The organism is Saccharothrix sabaoui (assembly GCF_051756985.1).
Taxonomy (GTDB): Bacteria; Actinomycetota; Actinomycetes; order Mycobacteriales; family Pseudonocardiaceae; genus Actinosynnema.
In genome coordinates this window covers 1-14,245 of sequence record NZ_JBPKJK010000077.1, presented here as the reverse complement: position 1 = coordinate 14,245, position 14,245 = coordinate 1, and the positions used below count along the sequence as shown (strand labels likewise).

14 protein-coding genes are annotated in these 14,245 nt (G+C 69.8%); 9 read left to right on the top strand and 5 right to left on the bottom strand.

The annotated features are described in order from the left end of the window. Positions 1–36: 36 nt before the first annotated feature. Genes ACR807_RS23350 through ACR807_RS23340 form a run of 3 tightly spaced genes read right to left on the bottom strand, consistent with a single transcriptional unit; the run spans position 37 to position 2,265 of the window. Positions 37–594, bottom strand: coding sequence for a hypothetical protein (locus tag ACR807_RS23350; protein WP_438923522.1), 558 nt, complete (start codon positions 592–594; stop codon positions 37–39). Further along, positions 578–1,981 (bottom strand): WXG100 family type VII secretion target, encoded by a 1,404-nt coding sequence (locus ACR807_RS23345; RefSeq protein ID WP_438923521.1) that lies wholly within the window; start codon positions 1,979–1,981, stop codon positions 578–580. Before ACR807_RS23345 ends, ACR807_RS23350 begins: the two co-directional genes overlap by 17 nt. Further along, on the bottom strand, positions 1,978–2,265 hold the full coding sequence (locus ACR807_RS23340) for a hypothetical protein (protein WP_438923520.1): 288 nt from the start codon (positions 2,263–2,265) through the stop codon (positions 1,978–1,980). Before ACR807_RS23340 ends, ACR807_RS23345 begins: the two co-directional genes overlap by 4 nt. 531 nt (positions 2,266–2,796) lie before the next feature. Between ACR807_RS23340 and ACR807_RS23335 the strand changes: the two genes are divergently transcribed. Further along, positions 2,797–3,690: a DUF6801 domain-containing protein gene (locus tag ACR807_RS23335; protein ID WP_438923519.1), complete on the top strand. Its 894-nt coding sequence runs from the start codon at positions 2,797–2,799 to the stop codon at positions 3,688–3,690. Between the two features lie 70 nt (positions 3,691–3,760). Here ACR807_RS23335 and ACR807_RS23330 read toward each other — a convergent pair whose 3' ends face one another. Both ACR807_RS23330 and ACR807_RS23325 read right to left on the bottom strand, forming a co-directional pair. Next, entirely contained in the window at positions 3,761–4,774 is a 1,014-nt protein-coding gene (locus tag ACR807_RS23330) for a hypothetical protein (RefSeq protein WP_438923518.1), read from the bottom strand. 664 nt (positions 4,775–5,438) lie between these two features. Further along, positions 5,439–6,503 (bottom strand): LysR family transcriptional regulator, encoded by a 1,065-nt coding sequence (locus ACR807_RS23325; RefSeq protein ID WP_438923517.1) that lies wholly within the window; start codon positions 6,501–6,503, stop codon positions 5,439–5,441. 148 nt (positions 6,504–6,651) lie between these two features. On the opposite strand from ACR807_RS23325, the gene ACR807_RS23320 reads away from it, so the two are divergent. From ACR807_RS23320 to ACR807_RS23285, 8 genes are all read left to right on the top strand, one after another. After that, complete coding sequence (locus tag ACR807_RS23320) at positions 6,652–7,542, top strand: L-tyrosine/L-tryptophan isonitrile synthase family protein (RefSeq protein ID WP_438923516.1); 891 nt, start codon at positions 6,652–6,654, stop codon at positions 7,540–7,542. A 16-nt stretch (positions 7,543–7,558) separates the two neighbouring features. Next, complete coding sequence (locus ACR807_RS23315; protein WP_438923515.1) at positions 7,559–8,356, top strand: TauD/TfdA family dioxygenase; 798 nt, start codon at positions 7,559–7,561, stop codon at positions 8,354–8,356. Next, positions 8,356–9,600, top strand: a complete 1,245-nt coding sequence (locus ACR807_RS23310) for a styrene monooxygenase/indole monooxygenase family protein (RefSeq protein ID WP_438923514.1) — start codon at positions 8,356–8,358, stop codon at positions 9,598–9,600. The genes ACR807_RS23315 and ACR807_RS23310 overlap by 1 nt, the downstream gene beginning before the upstream one ends. Continuing rightward, entirely contained in the window at positions 9,597–10,739 is a 1,143-nt protein-coding gene (locus ACR807_RS23305) for an LLM class flavin-dependent oxidoreductase (protein ID WP_438923513.1), read from the top strand. Before ACR807_RS23310 ends, ACR807_RS23305 begins: the two co-directional genes overlap by 4 nt. After that, on the top strand, positions 10,736–11,962 hold the full coding sequence (locus ACR807_RS23300) for a styrene monooxygenase/indole monooxygenase family protein (protein WP_438923512.1): 1,227 nt from the start codon (positions 10,736–10,738) through the stop codon (positions 11,960–11,962). The genes ACR807_RS23305 and ACR807_RS23300 overlap by 4 nt, the downstream gene beginning before the upstream one ends. Beyond that, on the top strand, positions 11,959–12,489 hold the full coding sequence (locus tag ACR807_RS23295) for a cupin domain-containing protein (RefSeq protein WP_438923511.1): 531 nt from the start codon (positions 11,959–11,961) through the stop codon (positions 12,487–12,489). The genes ACR807_RS23300 and ACR807_RS23295 overlap by 4 nt, the downstream gene beginning before the upstream one ends. Before the next feature lie 29 nt (positions 12,490–12,518). Then, positions 12,519–13,691, top strand: a complete 1,173-nt coding sequence (locus ACR807_RS23290) for an MFS transporter (RefSeq protein WP_438923510.1) — start codon at positions 12,519–12,521, stop codon at positions 13,689–13,691. Positions 13,692–13,709: 18 nt separating this feature from the next. After that, positions 13,710–14,245: sulfurtransferase (locus tag ACR807_RS23285; RefSeq protein WP_438923509.1), on the top strand; the 536-nt coding region annotated here is incomplete at its 3' end.

Here is a 14,245-nt window from a genome sequence, read left to right as displayed (position 1 = left end):
GTTCGGCTCCGCAGGTGGTTCGGTCCGACCTCTTCATCAGCCGGAGTCGGGGGTGCAGACGGTCAGGAACGACTTCTGGTTCTCCCGCTCCACGTCCGCCGCGTCCATCCAGCCGCGCCCGCCGAAGAGGTAGCTGTCGGACGGGTGCCGGGCCGACTCGTCCAGCACCCGTCCGACGTCGACCCTGGCGCCGTACGCGCTCGGGCCGTCGACGGAAAAGTTGATCGAGTCCGACTTGGTCCAGTCGTAACCCTCGACCAGGGTTTTCCGCACCCGAAGCGGTTCAGCGGTGTCCGGAGGTGGTTCCCCGGAGGTCCTCAGCAGGTCCATGCGCTCCAACAGCACCCCCGGCGGGGGTGCGGACCACGCCTGCTCCGCGCTCCTGGTGGTGCCCGAGTCGAAGGTCACCGTCACGCCGGTGACGCCGTTGCAGGGGGTTCCGGTCCACAGCTTCAGGACGTCGCCGTCGACGCGGAACCCGGTCGCCGTGGGCAGCGACGGTTCGAACGGGGCCTTGGTCCCGCACGCAGCGGTCACCGACATCGCGAGGAGGACGGCGCAGGCGACGCGCCGCCGGTCAGCGATACCCGCCATCGGAAAGCCCCGCGTCTTCCTCGGTCTCGTTGCCGCCTGTGACCTGCTCCCACACGTAGGAGGCGAGGAAGCCCGTGTAGCCCTCCCGCGCCCACTGCTGCGAGTGGCGCTCCTCGTGGTGGAGCAGTCGGTCCAGGTCGAGATCGCCCCGCTGAGGTCCGCCCTCGCCGTCGTACCACACGTGGCCCGACCCGGCCACCTCCCGGAGCTGCTGCGCGGCGTCCTCCGGGTCGTCGATGTTCAGCATGAACGTGTCGCCCCAGGCCGTTCCGCCCTGCTGGCTGAACTGGTCCTGGACCAGGTTCCCGCCCAGGCCCATCATCATGCCGTTCGGGGTGGTCACCAGCCGTCCGCCGTTGCCGTGCACGAACGCCACGTCTTCGTCGTAGCTCCAGTCGTTCGCCCGTTGCCGCTCGATGATGCGGTTGAGCTCTCCCGAGCCGTAGGGGGTCTGCGGGAAGTCGGTTTTCTCCCCTTCGGTGCCGTAGTCGGTGCCCGCGTTCATGACGTAGGTCATCCGCACCGCCTTGGCGGCGTCGTCGCCGCTGATGTCGGTCGGCATCATGAAGTACGACTTGGACGTCCCGTCGCCGTCCTCGTCCTCCCGGATCTCCTCCATCCCGTCGAGGACCTTGAAGTCCTCCGGCGTGATGTGGTGTTCGGCGGCGATCTTCTCGATCGTGTCGATCGGTACGCCGCGGCGCACGGCGTTCTCGAGCCACTGCCGGTAGTGGCCGGACGCGGGTGGCCCGGTCAGCAGCCCGGCGTCCCGGAGCGACTGCTCCATCCTGACGACCTGGGCGTCGATCTCACCCGATTGCCCGGCGGCAGCCAGGGTGGTCGCGCCGTCGTCGCTGATCTTGCCGTCCTGCGCGAGTCGCAGCACGCGCGCGAGGGTGGCGTCGATGCTGTTCGCCGTGGCCAGTATCGCCTTGGTCTCCTGTTCCAGTTGCCTCTTGATGTTCTCGCGGTGCTGCTGGGCCGCGATGCGTTCGTCGGCCTCGTGCGACGATCCCGGTGGGCTGTTGTCGACGGGCCTGTTGTCCACGATCGTGCCGTCGGGGGAGATGTGGAACCCGTAGGCGTCGGCAAGGGCATCGTTGTTGGAAACCCGGGACTGCAAAGAGGAAACGTCGTCGGACGCGCTCTGCAGTGCGCGTTTGACCGCGGACAGCTCCGCGATCATGATCTCGGCCTTGTCCCGCGTGCTCCCCAGCGAACCGCGCGCGAGTTCGCCGGCGGAGCCGTGCCAGTCGGGCAATTTCCTCGCGCCGTCGAGTTCGTCCTGCAACCCGACGAGCCTGTCCCGCCTGCCGCCCAGGTTGGTGGCCGACGCGTCGAGCGCCTCAGCGTCCCACTTGCGGACGTCGTCGTAGCCGGCGGTCATCCCCCGAAAGCTCTTTCGGCGGCGTCCTCGTTCTCCGCGTAGGTCTTCGAGGACGACAGGACCGACTCGCTCCACCGGTCGATCTCGCCCGCCCACCCCGCCGCGCGTTCGTCGAACGCCGAGGCCAGGGCCGGCGCGCCCTTCGCCGACTCCCCGCCCGGCATCGCCGTCGCGATCGCGCCCAAGTCGGTGCCCGGGCGCACCTCCCTGGCCTGGTCCGCGGCTGAAGCCGCCGCTTTCGACGCAGCCCGCAGTTGACCGATCTCGACTCCGTACCCACTCACACCCGTGACCTTCCTGTTCCGGATCGATCAGCAGAGACCCCGAGTCCGGGAATGTGCGGCTACATCGTCAGACCCCTTGTCGTGGCGGGTACCGCACCGCGCGAACGTGTATCGCCATCTCAACCCCCGGGAGTGGACCGTGCACTGCGTCGACGAGATTCGGTTCTACCGACCGGTGTGGGCGGGTTCCGCGCATTTCGCGTACCCGTCGCTCGTTCGGTCGTACAGGTCCACTCGACCGGACGATGTGCCGTCATCCGATTCCGCTTTTCGGCGGTGATCATCGGTCGCCGGATGCGCTTCGTGCGATTCGGGGACGAAGTGTGCGAAGACCAATGGTCCGGCGAGGGCATTCCGGTCGAACAGGAATTCGCGGTAATTTTCCCGCGACCTCGCGCCGGGCGCAGCAGCGCGAACGCGTCGAACGGCTCAACCCCGGTTCCACCTCACTGGGACTGAATGGTCTACACGCGCCCGCGTGGAATTGCGGAACACTGTCCGTGGGCGAGTGAACACGGAGAGGACGCAAAGTTGCGCAAGAAATGGAATGCCTTCCGCGTCACCGCGTTGTCCCTGGTCTCGACAGTGGTGGCCGCCGGGGCGCTGGCGGGGGCCGCGGGTACGGCGTCGGCGCAGACGACCGCGGTGCGGATGAGTTATGCCTGCACCACCTCTCCCGGGCCGAGCGTCGAGCTGACCGTGTGGGTCGTCGGCGGTCTGCCGGACGAAGGGGCCGGCCTGAACACCGTTGCCAGCCACGACTACGCCCACATCGACGTGGACCTGGACCTGCGCGAGCTGCGCCCGGCCCTGTCCTTCGCCGAGGGGATTCGCCTGGACGGCGACAGCACCGCGACGCTCGACGCGAGGATCGTCGGCCCGGACGGGACGCGGACCACCCGGGCCGCGTTCACCCTCGCGCCCACGTGGTTGACGACCACCGAGAGGACCGCGGTGCGGGCCGCGGGCGCCTTCCCGGTGCAGCGGCTGGGCACGCCGGGCTCCTACGAGCTGCGCGTGGACGACCTGACGTTGACCCTGCGCCCCGAGCGCGCCGACGGCACGTCCCTCGGCACGGTCACCGCGTCCTGCTCGCACGACCCGGCGCAGGACGACCTGCTGGGCACCGTGCTGTCGCAGGGGGCCCACTTCGAGCGGCCCCCGCGCCCGAGCTGGTTGCAGGTGGTCTCGACGACCCCGACGTCCGTGACGCTGTCCTGGGAGGGCTACTCCTGGTGGAACCCCACCCGGGGCTACGAGGTGCACCTGGACGGCGGGAACACCGGCCTCGTCACCGAGGAGCAGGTCACGCTGACCGGGCTGACCCCCGACAGGCAGCACCGGGCGAAGGTCGTCACCGTGGACGTGCAGGGCATCCGGTCGACCTTCAGCCAAGGTCTGATCTTCACCCTCCCGCGCGCCTGAGCCGCGTCACCCCGTCGGTCACCGGGGTCCGTCGCTCGGTGGACCCCGGTGCCGCGACGTGGCCTCGGGCTCACTTGCGGTACTCGTAGACCTGCCCGTCCCGCCCGTCGACGGCTCGTACCAGGTGAACGAAGGCGCTACTGAGCGCCTTCGTCGCCTGGCCGGCCAACCTCCGCTCGTCGGCGATGCCGTCCCAGATCTCCAGCGCGATGACACCCCGGTGACCGCTGCCGAGCAGGGAGATCTCGCGGTCCTTCGCCACTCTGCCCTGCCCGGAGGCGTTGAGACCCGCCAGCTGGTTGGTGGCGGTTTCGACGTTGTGCGCCAAGTTGCTGAACTTGAAGGACTTGGCCTGCACGAACTCGCCGTCGTACTCCCTGGTCCCGTGGTCGGCCCCCTTCTCGCCGGTGTCCTCCTCTTCCCGGGGTCGCCAGAAGACGAGGTCTGCGCCGACCGGGCCGTCGCGGTGCTTCTCGTAACGGGTCGGGGAGCCTTTCAGGTGATCGGTGAGGAGAACTCGACCGAGCTTCTCGACCTGCACCAGGGAGCGCTCGTTGCGCTTGATCTCGGCGGCGGCGAGGCGGAGCTCGAAGAGGAAGCCGGTGCCGGGGGCATCGGCCTTGCGGGCCTTGCGGTCCAGCTCGTCCAGCGGGAACACCCGGTTGCTCGTCCGCAGGAGGTGGTACAGCCCGGCCACCTCCGGGGAGAGTTCACCTTCCCTCGGCGGGGTGCCGGCCGCGCTGGTCCTCCGCTCCTCCTGCTGCCGGTAGAGCTGGTACTCCCTGACCTTGTTCTTGAGGCTGTCCGGGGTCGGCCCGACCGCGAAGACCTCGTCCGAGCTCAGCATCTCGACCAGGCAGGCTTGCAGCGCGGCCTGGTGGGCCGCCAGCTTCTCCGCCCACTCCCTCTTGTTGTTGCCGAACTTCTCCTTCTTGGTCTTCTGCGACATGGAGAAGAACCCCGGCACGTCGGCGCCGATGTGCTTGAGGTCCGCGAGGGTCCTCGCCTGGACGAGCCCCGAGTCGACGACGCGCTGCACGGCGACCACGCGGGAGAACGCCGCGTTGCCGATCGCCTGGTGCAAGCCCACCGCAGCGTGGGGCGTCAACGGTCGCGCACGCTGCCCGGGGTGTTGCCCGGTGCGGTCGAGCCTGTCGTCCCCTCGATGGATCACACCACCAGGATGCGGCAGACGGCCCAGCGCCACAGCGTCCGCGAGGGCGGGAAACGCCGCCCTCGCGGACGATTGGTCCCGGTGCCCTCCCGCGCCAACGCTGAGTCGACGATCCGCCGCCCCGGGCGGAACGGCGAACGGGGACCTGTCCGCGGTCCCGTGGCGGGCCTGCCGGTTGCCGGTGGAGAACCGCGTTCTCGTCCGCCCGGTGGCGTCGAATTCCCGTGCGGCCCGCGGGGCCACCTGGTCCGTGCCGCGATTTCCTCGCGCGGACCGTGAGCCGCTGTTGTGCAGGAATTTCGGCACGCCGGGAAGTTTCCCGCAGTGGAAAAATCGGCACGGGATCTCGCGGAGTGGTCAACAATGGCCGGCCCGCCAGCTCCGGCAAGCGAGAGAGCTTCGGCTTGCCGAAGCGTGACGGGCTGGTCGGCCGGTCGCGGGTCACGCGTCGCGAGCGGATGTCCGACGCTTTGTCGGATATTCCACTCAATATGGATTGGATTTCGCGCCGGACCGGCCGGGAAGGGTTGTTATTCGCGGTCGGTGGTAATCCCGAGGAGGTGTTCCGAATCCCTCAGGCGGAGGTGAGGGAGGGCATCGTGGTTTCGTGCGCGGAGGTGAACCGGTGGCACACCGACCGCAGGACCTCGATGTGCGGTTTGTCCTTTTCCGCTACTTGCCAGATCACGCCGAACTCGCACTCCGGCAGGTCCGCGACTTGCAGGTAGCGGACATCCGGTCGCACGTAGAGCCGCGCCGCGGTGACCGGGACGAACGCGATCGCGCCGCCGAGCGCCACTGTGGACAAAAGCGACTCGAATCCCGTGACCTTGTGCGTGGCGTGGCGGACCCGGGTCCCGTCCGGCCGGGGGTCCACCGCCCAGAACCGGCGCCCCTCCGGGAAGCCCTCCGGGTTGAGGCCGAGCACCGGGTGATCGGCCAGGTCCGACAGGCGGATCACGTCGCGCTCGGCGAGCGGGTCGTGGGCGGCGATGCACGCCACCCGCGGCTCGGTCACCAAGGGCTGTGCGCCCAGGTCGTCCGGCACGGGAAGGTGGACGAACGCCGCGTCGATCTCGCCTTTGCGCAGTTCGGCCAACTGCTCGGTGAAGGAGTCGACCACCCGGACCTCCGGGCCCAGTTCCGGGTGGTCGGTCGAGAGCATCGAGATCACCCCCCTGGTGGCGTCGAGCGCGGCGAAGCTCTCGCACACCCCCAACCGCAGCACGGGGGTGTCGTTCGAAGCGCGTTCCGCCGCCCTGAGCAGGTCGTCCACGGAGTCGACCACCCGTCGGGCGAGCGGCAGCAGTGCCTGCCCCTGTGCGGTCAGTTCGACCCGTCTGCTCGTCCGGTCGAACAGTTGCACCCCTAGTTTCAACTCCAGTGCGCGCACCCGCTGGCTGAGCGCCGGTTGCGACAGGTAGAGCCGGTTGGCCGCACGTCCGAAGTGGAGCTCTTCGGCGAGCACCAGCAGTTGCCTCAGATGCTGGGCCGTCGGCTCGTCGCCGTTGGTCATGAATACGCCTCCCCCGATCCATAATCCCTGAATTATCAGTGTACCGCAGATACTAATCGATCTCCGGTTGCACTCGCGGTTCTGTCGCTGGCAGACTGATCTCAGAACTGGGGTGGTTTCCAATGTCTGCCGTCCCGGCTGCGTGGGGGCGCAACTTCACCAGGAGGAGAAGTTGAGTACTAACTCGACTGATGCTTTAGCTCCAGCGGAAGTGTCGCGAAAAGTATTGGAAACCCTCTACCGTTACCGGCGCGTCGACACGTCGGTGCAGTTGGACAAGAAGCAATCCTTCGACGACTCGGGCTGCGTTGCCTGCTTCGAGGCGTTCCAGGCCAAGATTGAAAAGTTCGTGAAGCACCACAAGGCGATCCGCTTCGTCATCCCGGCCTTCCCCGCCAAGTCGCCGAACCGGAAGAAGGTGCTCGGCGCGCTGCCGGACCTCGGTGAGCACGCCGCACTGGACTTCCTCCAGTCGCTCTGCGATTACGTCCGCCACTTCTACGCGCCCGGAGCGCACATCACCATCTGTTCGGACGGGCACGTCTTCAGCGATGTGATCGGTGTCGACGACGGCACGGTGACGGCGTACCGCAAAGCCCTCGAAGAGATGATCAGGCGGGAGAGCTGGACGTCGCTCGACCTCTTCGGCCTGGACGACGCCTTCGGCGACGCGGGCTACCCGAAGCTGCGGGCGGTGCTCGAACGCGACTACTCCGACACGCTCGCGCAGCTGAAGGGGAAGATCCGCGAGGACGACGCCACGCGCTCGCTGTTCAACGGCATCCACCGCTTCATGTTCGAGGACGCGCTGGGCATGAGGGAGGACGTGGTCTCGAAGACCAAGCTGCGCGCCGAGTCGAAGGACAGCGCCTACCAGACCATCCGCCGGAGCAACGCGTGGAGCAGGGTCGTCTCGGAGAAGTTCCCGGACGCCATGAGGTTGTCCATCCACCCGCAGGCGCCGCACTCGGAGAAGTTCGGGATCAACCTCATGCGGGCGCGCGACCAGTGGTTGACCCCGTGGCACGGCGTGGTGCTCGACGACGGCACGAACCTGTCGCTGGTCAAGCGCTGGGAAGCCGAGGAGGTCGACGCCTCGGTCATCTGGCGGGACGGCCGCCCCAGCCACTTCGTCGCCCCTCACCTGACCATCAACTCCTGAAAGGGCGGGCTCCGACATGACATCACCGGCAGAGACGCTGATCCACACCCCGCTGCGCCCGTTCGGCCGCATCGTCCAGGCCCCCGGTGGGGCGCGGGTCGCCGACATCCCGGTGGAGACGCTCGCCACCTGGACCATCGAGTCCCGCGTCCTGGTGCTGCGCGGGTTCGACCTGATGGCGAAGCAGGAGTTCGCCGACTACTGCCGCCAGTGGGGCGAGGTGCTCAAGTGGGAGCCCGGCGAGGTGGTCGACCTGGTCGTGCAGGAGGACCCGAAGAACTACCTGTTCGCCAGCGGTGACGTGCCGTTCCACTGGGACGGGGCCTTCGTCGAGGCCGACCCGCGCTGGTTCTTCTTCCAGTGCCTGGACGCCGCCGAGGAAGCCGGTGGCGAGACGGTCTTCTGCGACACCACGGCGGTGTACCGGGACGCGGAGGCCGAGACCCGCGAGCAGTGGTCGCGGATCAGCGTCACCTACGAGACGGAGAAGCTGGCGCACTACGGCGGTCAGGTGACCGAGCGGCTGATCTCGCAGCACCCGGCGACCGGTGTCCCGGTCCTCAGGTTCGCCGAGCCGCTGGACCCGGCGGTCTACAAGAACCCGGTGCACGTCACGGTGGACGGCGTCGAGCAGGGACAGGTCGACACCTTCCTGCGGTCGATGGCCGAGCGGCTGCACCGGCGCGAGTACTGCTACGACCACCCGTGGCAGGCCGGTGACATCCTGATCGCGGACAACTTCTCCCTGGTCCACGGGCGCAACGCCTTCACCGGCCCCACCACGCGCCACCTGCAGCGGGTCGAGGTCATTTGATGGGGGCGGGGATCGGCATCGTCGGTGCAGGCATCTCGGGCCTGCACCTGGCGCTGCGGCTGCACCAGCGCGGGATCGACTGCACGCTGTACACGCCCGGCGACCCGGAGGAGATCCGGAGCGGCCCCCTGGTCAACCTGGTGACCCGCTTCGCCTCGACCAGGGAGCGGGAGCGCGAGCTCGGCGTCACCCGGTGGCTGTCGGGCGAGTTCGACAACAGCTGGATGCACATGCGCCTGGAGGGCGGGGAGGGGCTGTCCTTCCGGGGGCGGCTGCCGAGCCCGGCCAGTTCGGTCGACTTCCGGATGTACCTGGCGTCGCTGCTGGAGGAGCTGAACGCCCGCGGCGGGACGGTGGTGCGGCACCGACCGGCCGACCGGGCGCAGCTCGCCCGGCTGGCGGAGCGGCACGACCTGCTGGTCGTCGCGGCCGGGCGGGGCGAGTTGGCCGACGTCTTCCCGCGCGACGAGGCGCGCTCGCCGTACCGCGAGGCGCCGAGGGCGTTGCTGGGCGGGCTGTTCCACGGCATCCGCCCGCCGGACCCTCCCGGGATGACCATGGACATGATCGCCGGGGTGGGCGAGATCCACGCGCCGACCTACCACTCGTTCGGCGGCCGGGTGCACGCGGTGCTGGTGGAGGGCGTGCCCGGCGGTCCGTTCGAGGCGGTGACCCGCGGCGACCACCGGGGTGATCCCCACCTCGTGGCCAAACAGGTCCTGGGCCTGATCACCGAACACGCGCCCTCGTTGAGGGAACGCGTGGACGAGCGGGAGTTCCAACTCGTCCGACCCGACGACGTGCTCCAGGGGGCGGTCGTGCCGACGGTCCGGCGGGGCTGGGCGGAACTGGCCGACGGGCGGTTCGCCCTGGCGATCGGGGATGCCTGGATCACCAACGACCCGCTCACCGCGCAGGGGGCCAACCTCGGCTCCCGGCAGGCGTTCCAGGTGGCCGACGCGCTGTCGGAGCACACCGGCCCCCATGACGGGGAGTTCTGCCGACAGCTCTCGGAGCGGTTGTGGTCCGAGGCGCGCCCCGTGGTCGACTGGACGAACACCTTCCTCGGACAACCCCCGCCGCAGGTGCTGTCCCTGTTGACCGCCGCGGCCGAGGACCAGCGCGTCGCGGACGCGTTCATCGCCAACCTCGACCGCCCGGACCGGATGTGGCACAGCATCGAGCGACCTGAGGACACCGAGCGGTTCATCACCGCGGCGCGTTCCACCGGGGGTGGGGCATGAGGGTGAAGGTGGGACTGGCCTGGGACGCGGTCGGCCCGATCGACGGCGGCCGTGACCTGCTCGCCCTGGCGCGCGCCGCCGGCATGGACGCCTTCCTGGTCTTCGACCACCTGATCAACGTCTTCCCGACGCAGGCGTGGGACGCGGACTTCAGCTACCTGGCGACCGTGCTGCCCACACCGGACCAGTGCCTGGACTTCGCCACGGTCCTCGGCAACTTCGCCCCGCAGGCCGGACCGGTGCAGTTGGTCATCGGCGTCACCGACCCGAACCGGCGGCACCCCGCGGTGCTCGCCCAGACCGCGCTGACCCTGGCGCAGCTGACCGAGCGGCCCCCGGTGCTCGGCATCGGCGCCGGCGCGCTGGAGAACCTCCAGCCGTACGGCGTGGCCCACGACCGCCAGGTCGACCGGGTCGAGGAAGCGCTGCAGGTGCTGCGGCTGCTCTTCGGCGGCCCCGGGCCGCACGACTTCAGCGGGAGGTTCTTCTCTCTGGACAAGGCCCTCATGGGGCTCCGGGCGCCCGAGGGGCGCGCACCCGAGATCTGGGTGGGCGCGAACCGCTCGCGGATGCTCACCCTCACCGGCCGGTACGCGGACGGGTGGGTGCCGTCGGAGCTGGTGCCGGCCGCCGAGTACGCGCGGCGACTGGCCGTGGTGCGAACGGCTGCCGCGGAGGCCGGCCGGGACCCCGACGCGATCGTCGCCGCCGGTGGCGTGCCGATCGTCGTGGCCGACACCGACGCGGAGGCGCGCGAACTGCTGCGCGCCGACGCCATCCGCTTCACCGCGCTGCACGCGAGCGCGGCGGCGTGGCGGGAGCACGGCGCGGTCCACCCGTTCGGCGAGGGGTACCGGGGCCTCAAGGAACTGCTGCCCCACCGGCTCACCCGCGAGGAGGTGACGCGTGCGCTGGCGGCGGTGCCCGACGACGTGGTGGCCGCGCAGGCCCTCGTCGGCAGCAGGCAGACCGTCCTGGACCGGATCGGCGACCTGGTCGACGCCGGTATGAGGCACCCGGTGCTGATCCCGGTGTCCGCGCTGGCGTCACCGGAAGCCGCGCGGTTCACCGTCGAGTCGCTGGCCTGGCTCAGCGCCGAGCTGCGCGCGGGAGCGCCTGCCGGGAGCGTGACGGCGTGACCGGCATCGGCATCGTCGGCTCCGGCATCTCCGGCCTGCAGCTCGCACTGCGGCTGCAGCAGTTGGGCCTGCCGGCGACGGTGTACTCCGCGCAGTCCGCGACAGAACTGGCCTCGGGTCGCCCGCGCAACTTCCCGGCGAGGTTCGGTCCCACCCAGCGGCGGGAGGAGCAGCTCGGCACGGTGGCCTGGCGGTCGGCGGACGCGCAGGTGCGCGCCTGGTCGGTCGCCATCGGCGTCGACGGACCGCCCCAGCGGTTCCTGGCCGACCTGGACCCGCCGTCCAGCGTGGTGGACTTCCGGGTCTACCTGCCCCACCTGCTGGAGGTCTTCGTCGAGCGAGGCGGCGACGTGCGGTTCGGGCCGAGCCGGGTCGACGACGTCGCGCGGCGGCACGACCTGGTGGTGGTGGCGAACGGCGACCGCTCCGTGCGCGAGCTGTTTCCCCGCGACGACGCGCGCAGCCCGTACCGGGAGCCGCAGCGCATCCTGTGCAGCGGTCTGTACCACGGCATCCGCGAGGACGTACCGCACTCCTTGGACCTGTACTTCCTGCCGGGGATCGGCGAGATCTTCCGCATCCCCTTCCTGTCGCCCCGGGGCCGCGCCGACGTGCTCGCCTTCGAGGCCGTGCCGGGTGGTCCGCTCGAAGCCGTCAGCCACGTCGACGCCGATGGCGACCCGGCGACGTTCCACCGCGATGTGCTCGCCCTGGTGGCCGAGTTCGCGCCGGACCTCCGCGACCGCGTCGACGTGGGCGACTTCGGGCTCATCGGCCCGGGCGAGGTGGCACAGGGCGGCGTCACCCCGGTCGTGCGCCGGCAGTGGACGCGGTTGGACGGCGGCAGGTGCGCGATCGCCATCGGCGACGCGTGGATCACCAATGACCCCTTGACCGCGCAGGGGGCCAACCTCGGCTCCCACTCGGCCTTCGCGCTCGCCGGGCTGATCGCCGGCGCGTCCGGGCGCCTGGACGAGGAGTTCTGCGGGAGGGCCGCCGAGCGGCTCTGGGAGCACGCGCGGCACGTGGTCGAGTGGAGCAACGCGTTCCTGGCCCCGCCGCCTCCGCACGTCGTGGAGCTGTTGGGGAAGGCGGCCGAGGACAAGCGGATCGCGGACGCCTTCGTGAACATGTTCCACGACCCCGTCGCCATGTGGCGGACCCTGAACGGTCCCGACGGCGTGAGGTCCTTCCTCGCAGACTTCCTCGAAGGAGCCCGATGACGAACCTGGGAATCGACATCGACGCACGGGGCGTGCTGATCCCCGAGGCGGACCAGACGGCGGTGTGGCTCCTCGGCGGGCTCGCCCAGGTCCTCGTACCCGGTGAGGTGACCAGGGACAGCTTCACCGTCGTGCAGCACACGGGAAAGCGCGGCTACACCACGCCGCTGCACTACCACACGATCGAGGACGAGGTGTTCATCGTGCTGGACGGCCGGCTGCGGATGGTGTCCGGCGGCCGTGAGCTCATCGCCGAGGCGGGCACGACGATGATCATCCCCAAGGCGGTTCCGCACGGGTTCGTCGCGGTGTCACCGGACATCAGGTTCCTGACGATCCACTCGACCCCCACACCGGGTGAACGCCCGCAGTTCGACCGGTTCCTGGCCGCGGAGATCCCTCGCGCCAAGGCGCTCACGCTACCGACCGAGGACCTCGGTCCGGAAGCCGGTCCCGACCTGGACCGGCTCATCGAACTCGGTGGCGAGTACGGCTACGGCTACGCCGGGCCCGCCCCCACCCCGTAGAAACAGCACCCAGCTCAACGAGGAACAACATGCGTCTCAGACTCATCGCCTTGATGGTGTGCGTCTTCGGCATCACCACCGGCGAGTTCGTCATCGCCGGCATCCTGCCGGACGTCGCCACCGACCTGGGCGTCTCCATCCCCGCGGCCGGTCTGCTGGTCACCGCGTACGCCATCGGCATGATCATCGGTGGTCCGGTGCTGACCGCGATGACCACCCGCTTCCCGCGCAAACCGCTCATCCTGATCCTGCTGCTGGTGGCGGTCGCCGGCAACGTCGCGTCGGCGTTCGCGCCGGCCTACGAGGTGCTCTTCCCCGCCCGGGTGGTGACCGCGCTGGTGACGTCCACGTTCTTCGCCAACGCCATCGTCATCGCGACCTCGACGGTGCCGCCGGAAAAGCAGGGTTCCACGGTGTCCAAGCTGGTCTTCGGCATGAACATCGCGATGATCCTGGGCGCGCCGATGGGGACGTTCGTGGGCAACAACTTCGGCTGGCGGGCCACGTTCATCCTCATCGGGGTGATCTGCGCGGTCGGTCTGCTGATGGTGCTGAAGCTGGTGCCGGCGGTCGCGAACACGGGCACGTCGGCCGTGGCGGAGCTCAAGGTCTTCCGCAGGAGGGACGTGCAACTGGCGATCCTGGTGACGGCGATCGGCAACGCCGGCTTGCTGATGGTGTTCACCTACTTCGCCCCGCTGGTCACCGACGTCGCGGGCTTCTCCGCGGGCACGGTCGCCGGTCTGCTGCTGGTGTACGGCGTGGGCGCCACGGTCGGCAACCTGCTGGGCGGTTGGCTGTCGGACCGGGCGCTCATGCCGTCCCAGGTGGGGCTGCTCGCGCTGCTCGCGGGGGCGCTGGTGCTGATGTGGGTGGTCGGCTCCAGCACCGTGTTCGTCGGGATCATGGTGTTCGTGGTCGGGGCACTGGGCTTCTCGGTGGTCCCCGGCATGCAGGCGCGGGTCCTGCGGACCGCCAGCACGGCGCCGACGCTGGCCATCGCCGTGAACGCGTCCGCCTACCAGCTCGCGGCCGCCTTCGCCGGGTGGCTGGGCGGCCGCGTCATCGTCGGGGTCGGGCTGCGCGAGGTGTACCTCGTCGCCGCCGCCGTCACCGGCCTGGGCATCCTCGTGAGCTGCTTCGCCTGGTACCGCGACCGCACCGACGTGCGCGCCGGAGATTCGCAAGTCCCCGCGGCATGACGACACTTGGGAGGATCGATGACCGGTGAAACGGCACTGGTGGACGGCGACTGGGCGGAGCGCAACCTGGACACGCCCGGGGTGGTGTTCGTCGAAACCGGCAACGAGGACACCGAATACCGGAAGGGGCACCTGCCCGGCGCGGTGTGGATCGGGTGGGACGAGTTCCAGGACGACGTGCGACTGGGTGTCGTCGGTCCGGACGAGTTCGCCGGGCTGATGTCCGCCAAGGGCATCGGCGAGGACGACACCGTCGTCCTCTGCTCGGCGTCGGCCGGCCTGCTGGCCGCGCTCGCCTACTGGTACTTCACCCTGCACGGGCACCGGTCGGTGCGGCTGCTCGACGGCGGTCGCCGCAAGTGGGAGTCGGAGGACCGCCCGCTGTCCCCCGAGGTCACCGGGCGACCGGCCACCGAGTACCGGGTGCGCGTCCCCGACCCGTCGGTCCGGGCCACGCGCGACGACGTGCTGGCCGCGATCGGCACCGGGAACATCCTCGACGTGCGCACGCCCCAGGAGTACGCCGGTGCGATCTTCGCACCGGGGTTCGCGGG

What these genes read in the sequence shown, in the direction of transcription:
- ACR807_RS23350 (WP_438923522.1), bottom strand. Translation starts at nt 594, where the DNA reads ATGGCGGGTATCGCTGACCGGCGGCGCGTCGCCTGCGCCGTCCTCCTC.
- ACR807_RS23345 (WP_438923521.1), bottom strand. Translation starts at nt 1,981, where the DNA reads ATGACCGCCGGCTACGACGACGTCCGCAAGTGGGACGCTGAGGCGCTC.
- ACR807_RS23315 (WP_438923515.1), top strand. Translation starts at nt 7,559, where the DNA reads ATGACATCACCGGCAGAGACGCTGATCCACACCCCGCTGCGCCCGTTC.
- ACR807_RS23310 (WP_438923514.1), top strand. Translation starts at nt 8,356, where the DNA reads ATGGGGGCGGGGATCGGCATCGTCGGTGCAGGCATCTCGGGCCTGCAC.
- ACR807_RS23305 (WP_438923513.1), top strand. Translation starts at nt 9,597, where the DNA reads ATGAGGGTGAAGGTGGGACTGGCCTGGGACGCGGTCGGCCCGATCGAC.
- ACR807_RS23295 (WP_438923511.1), top strand. Translation starts at nt 11,959, where the DNA reads ATGACGAACCTGGGAATCGACATCGACGCACGGGGCGTGCTGATCCCC.
- ACR807_RS23290 (WP_438923510.1), top strand. Translation starts at nt 12,519, where the DNA reads ATGCGTCTCAGACTCATCGCCTTGATGGTGTGCGTCTTCGGCATCACC.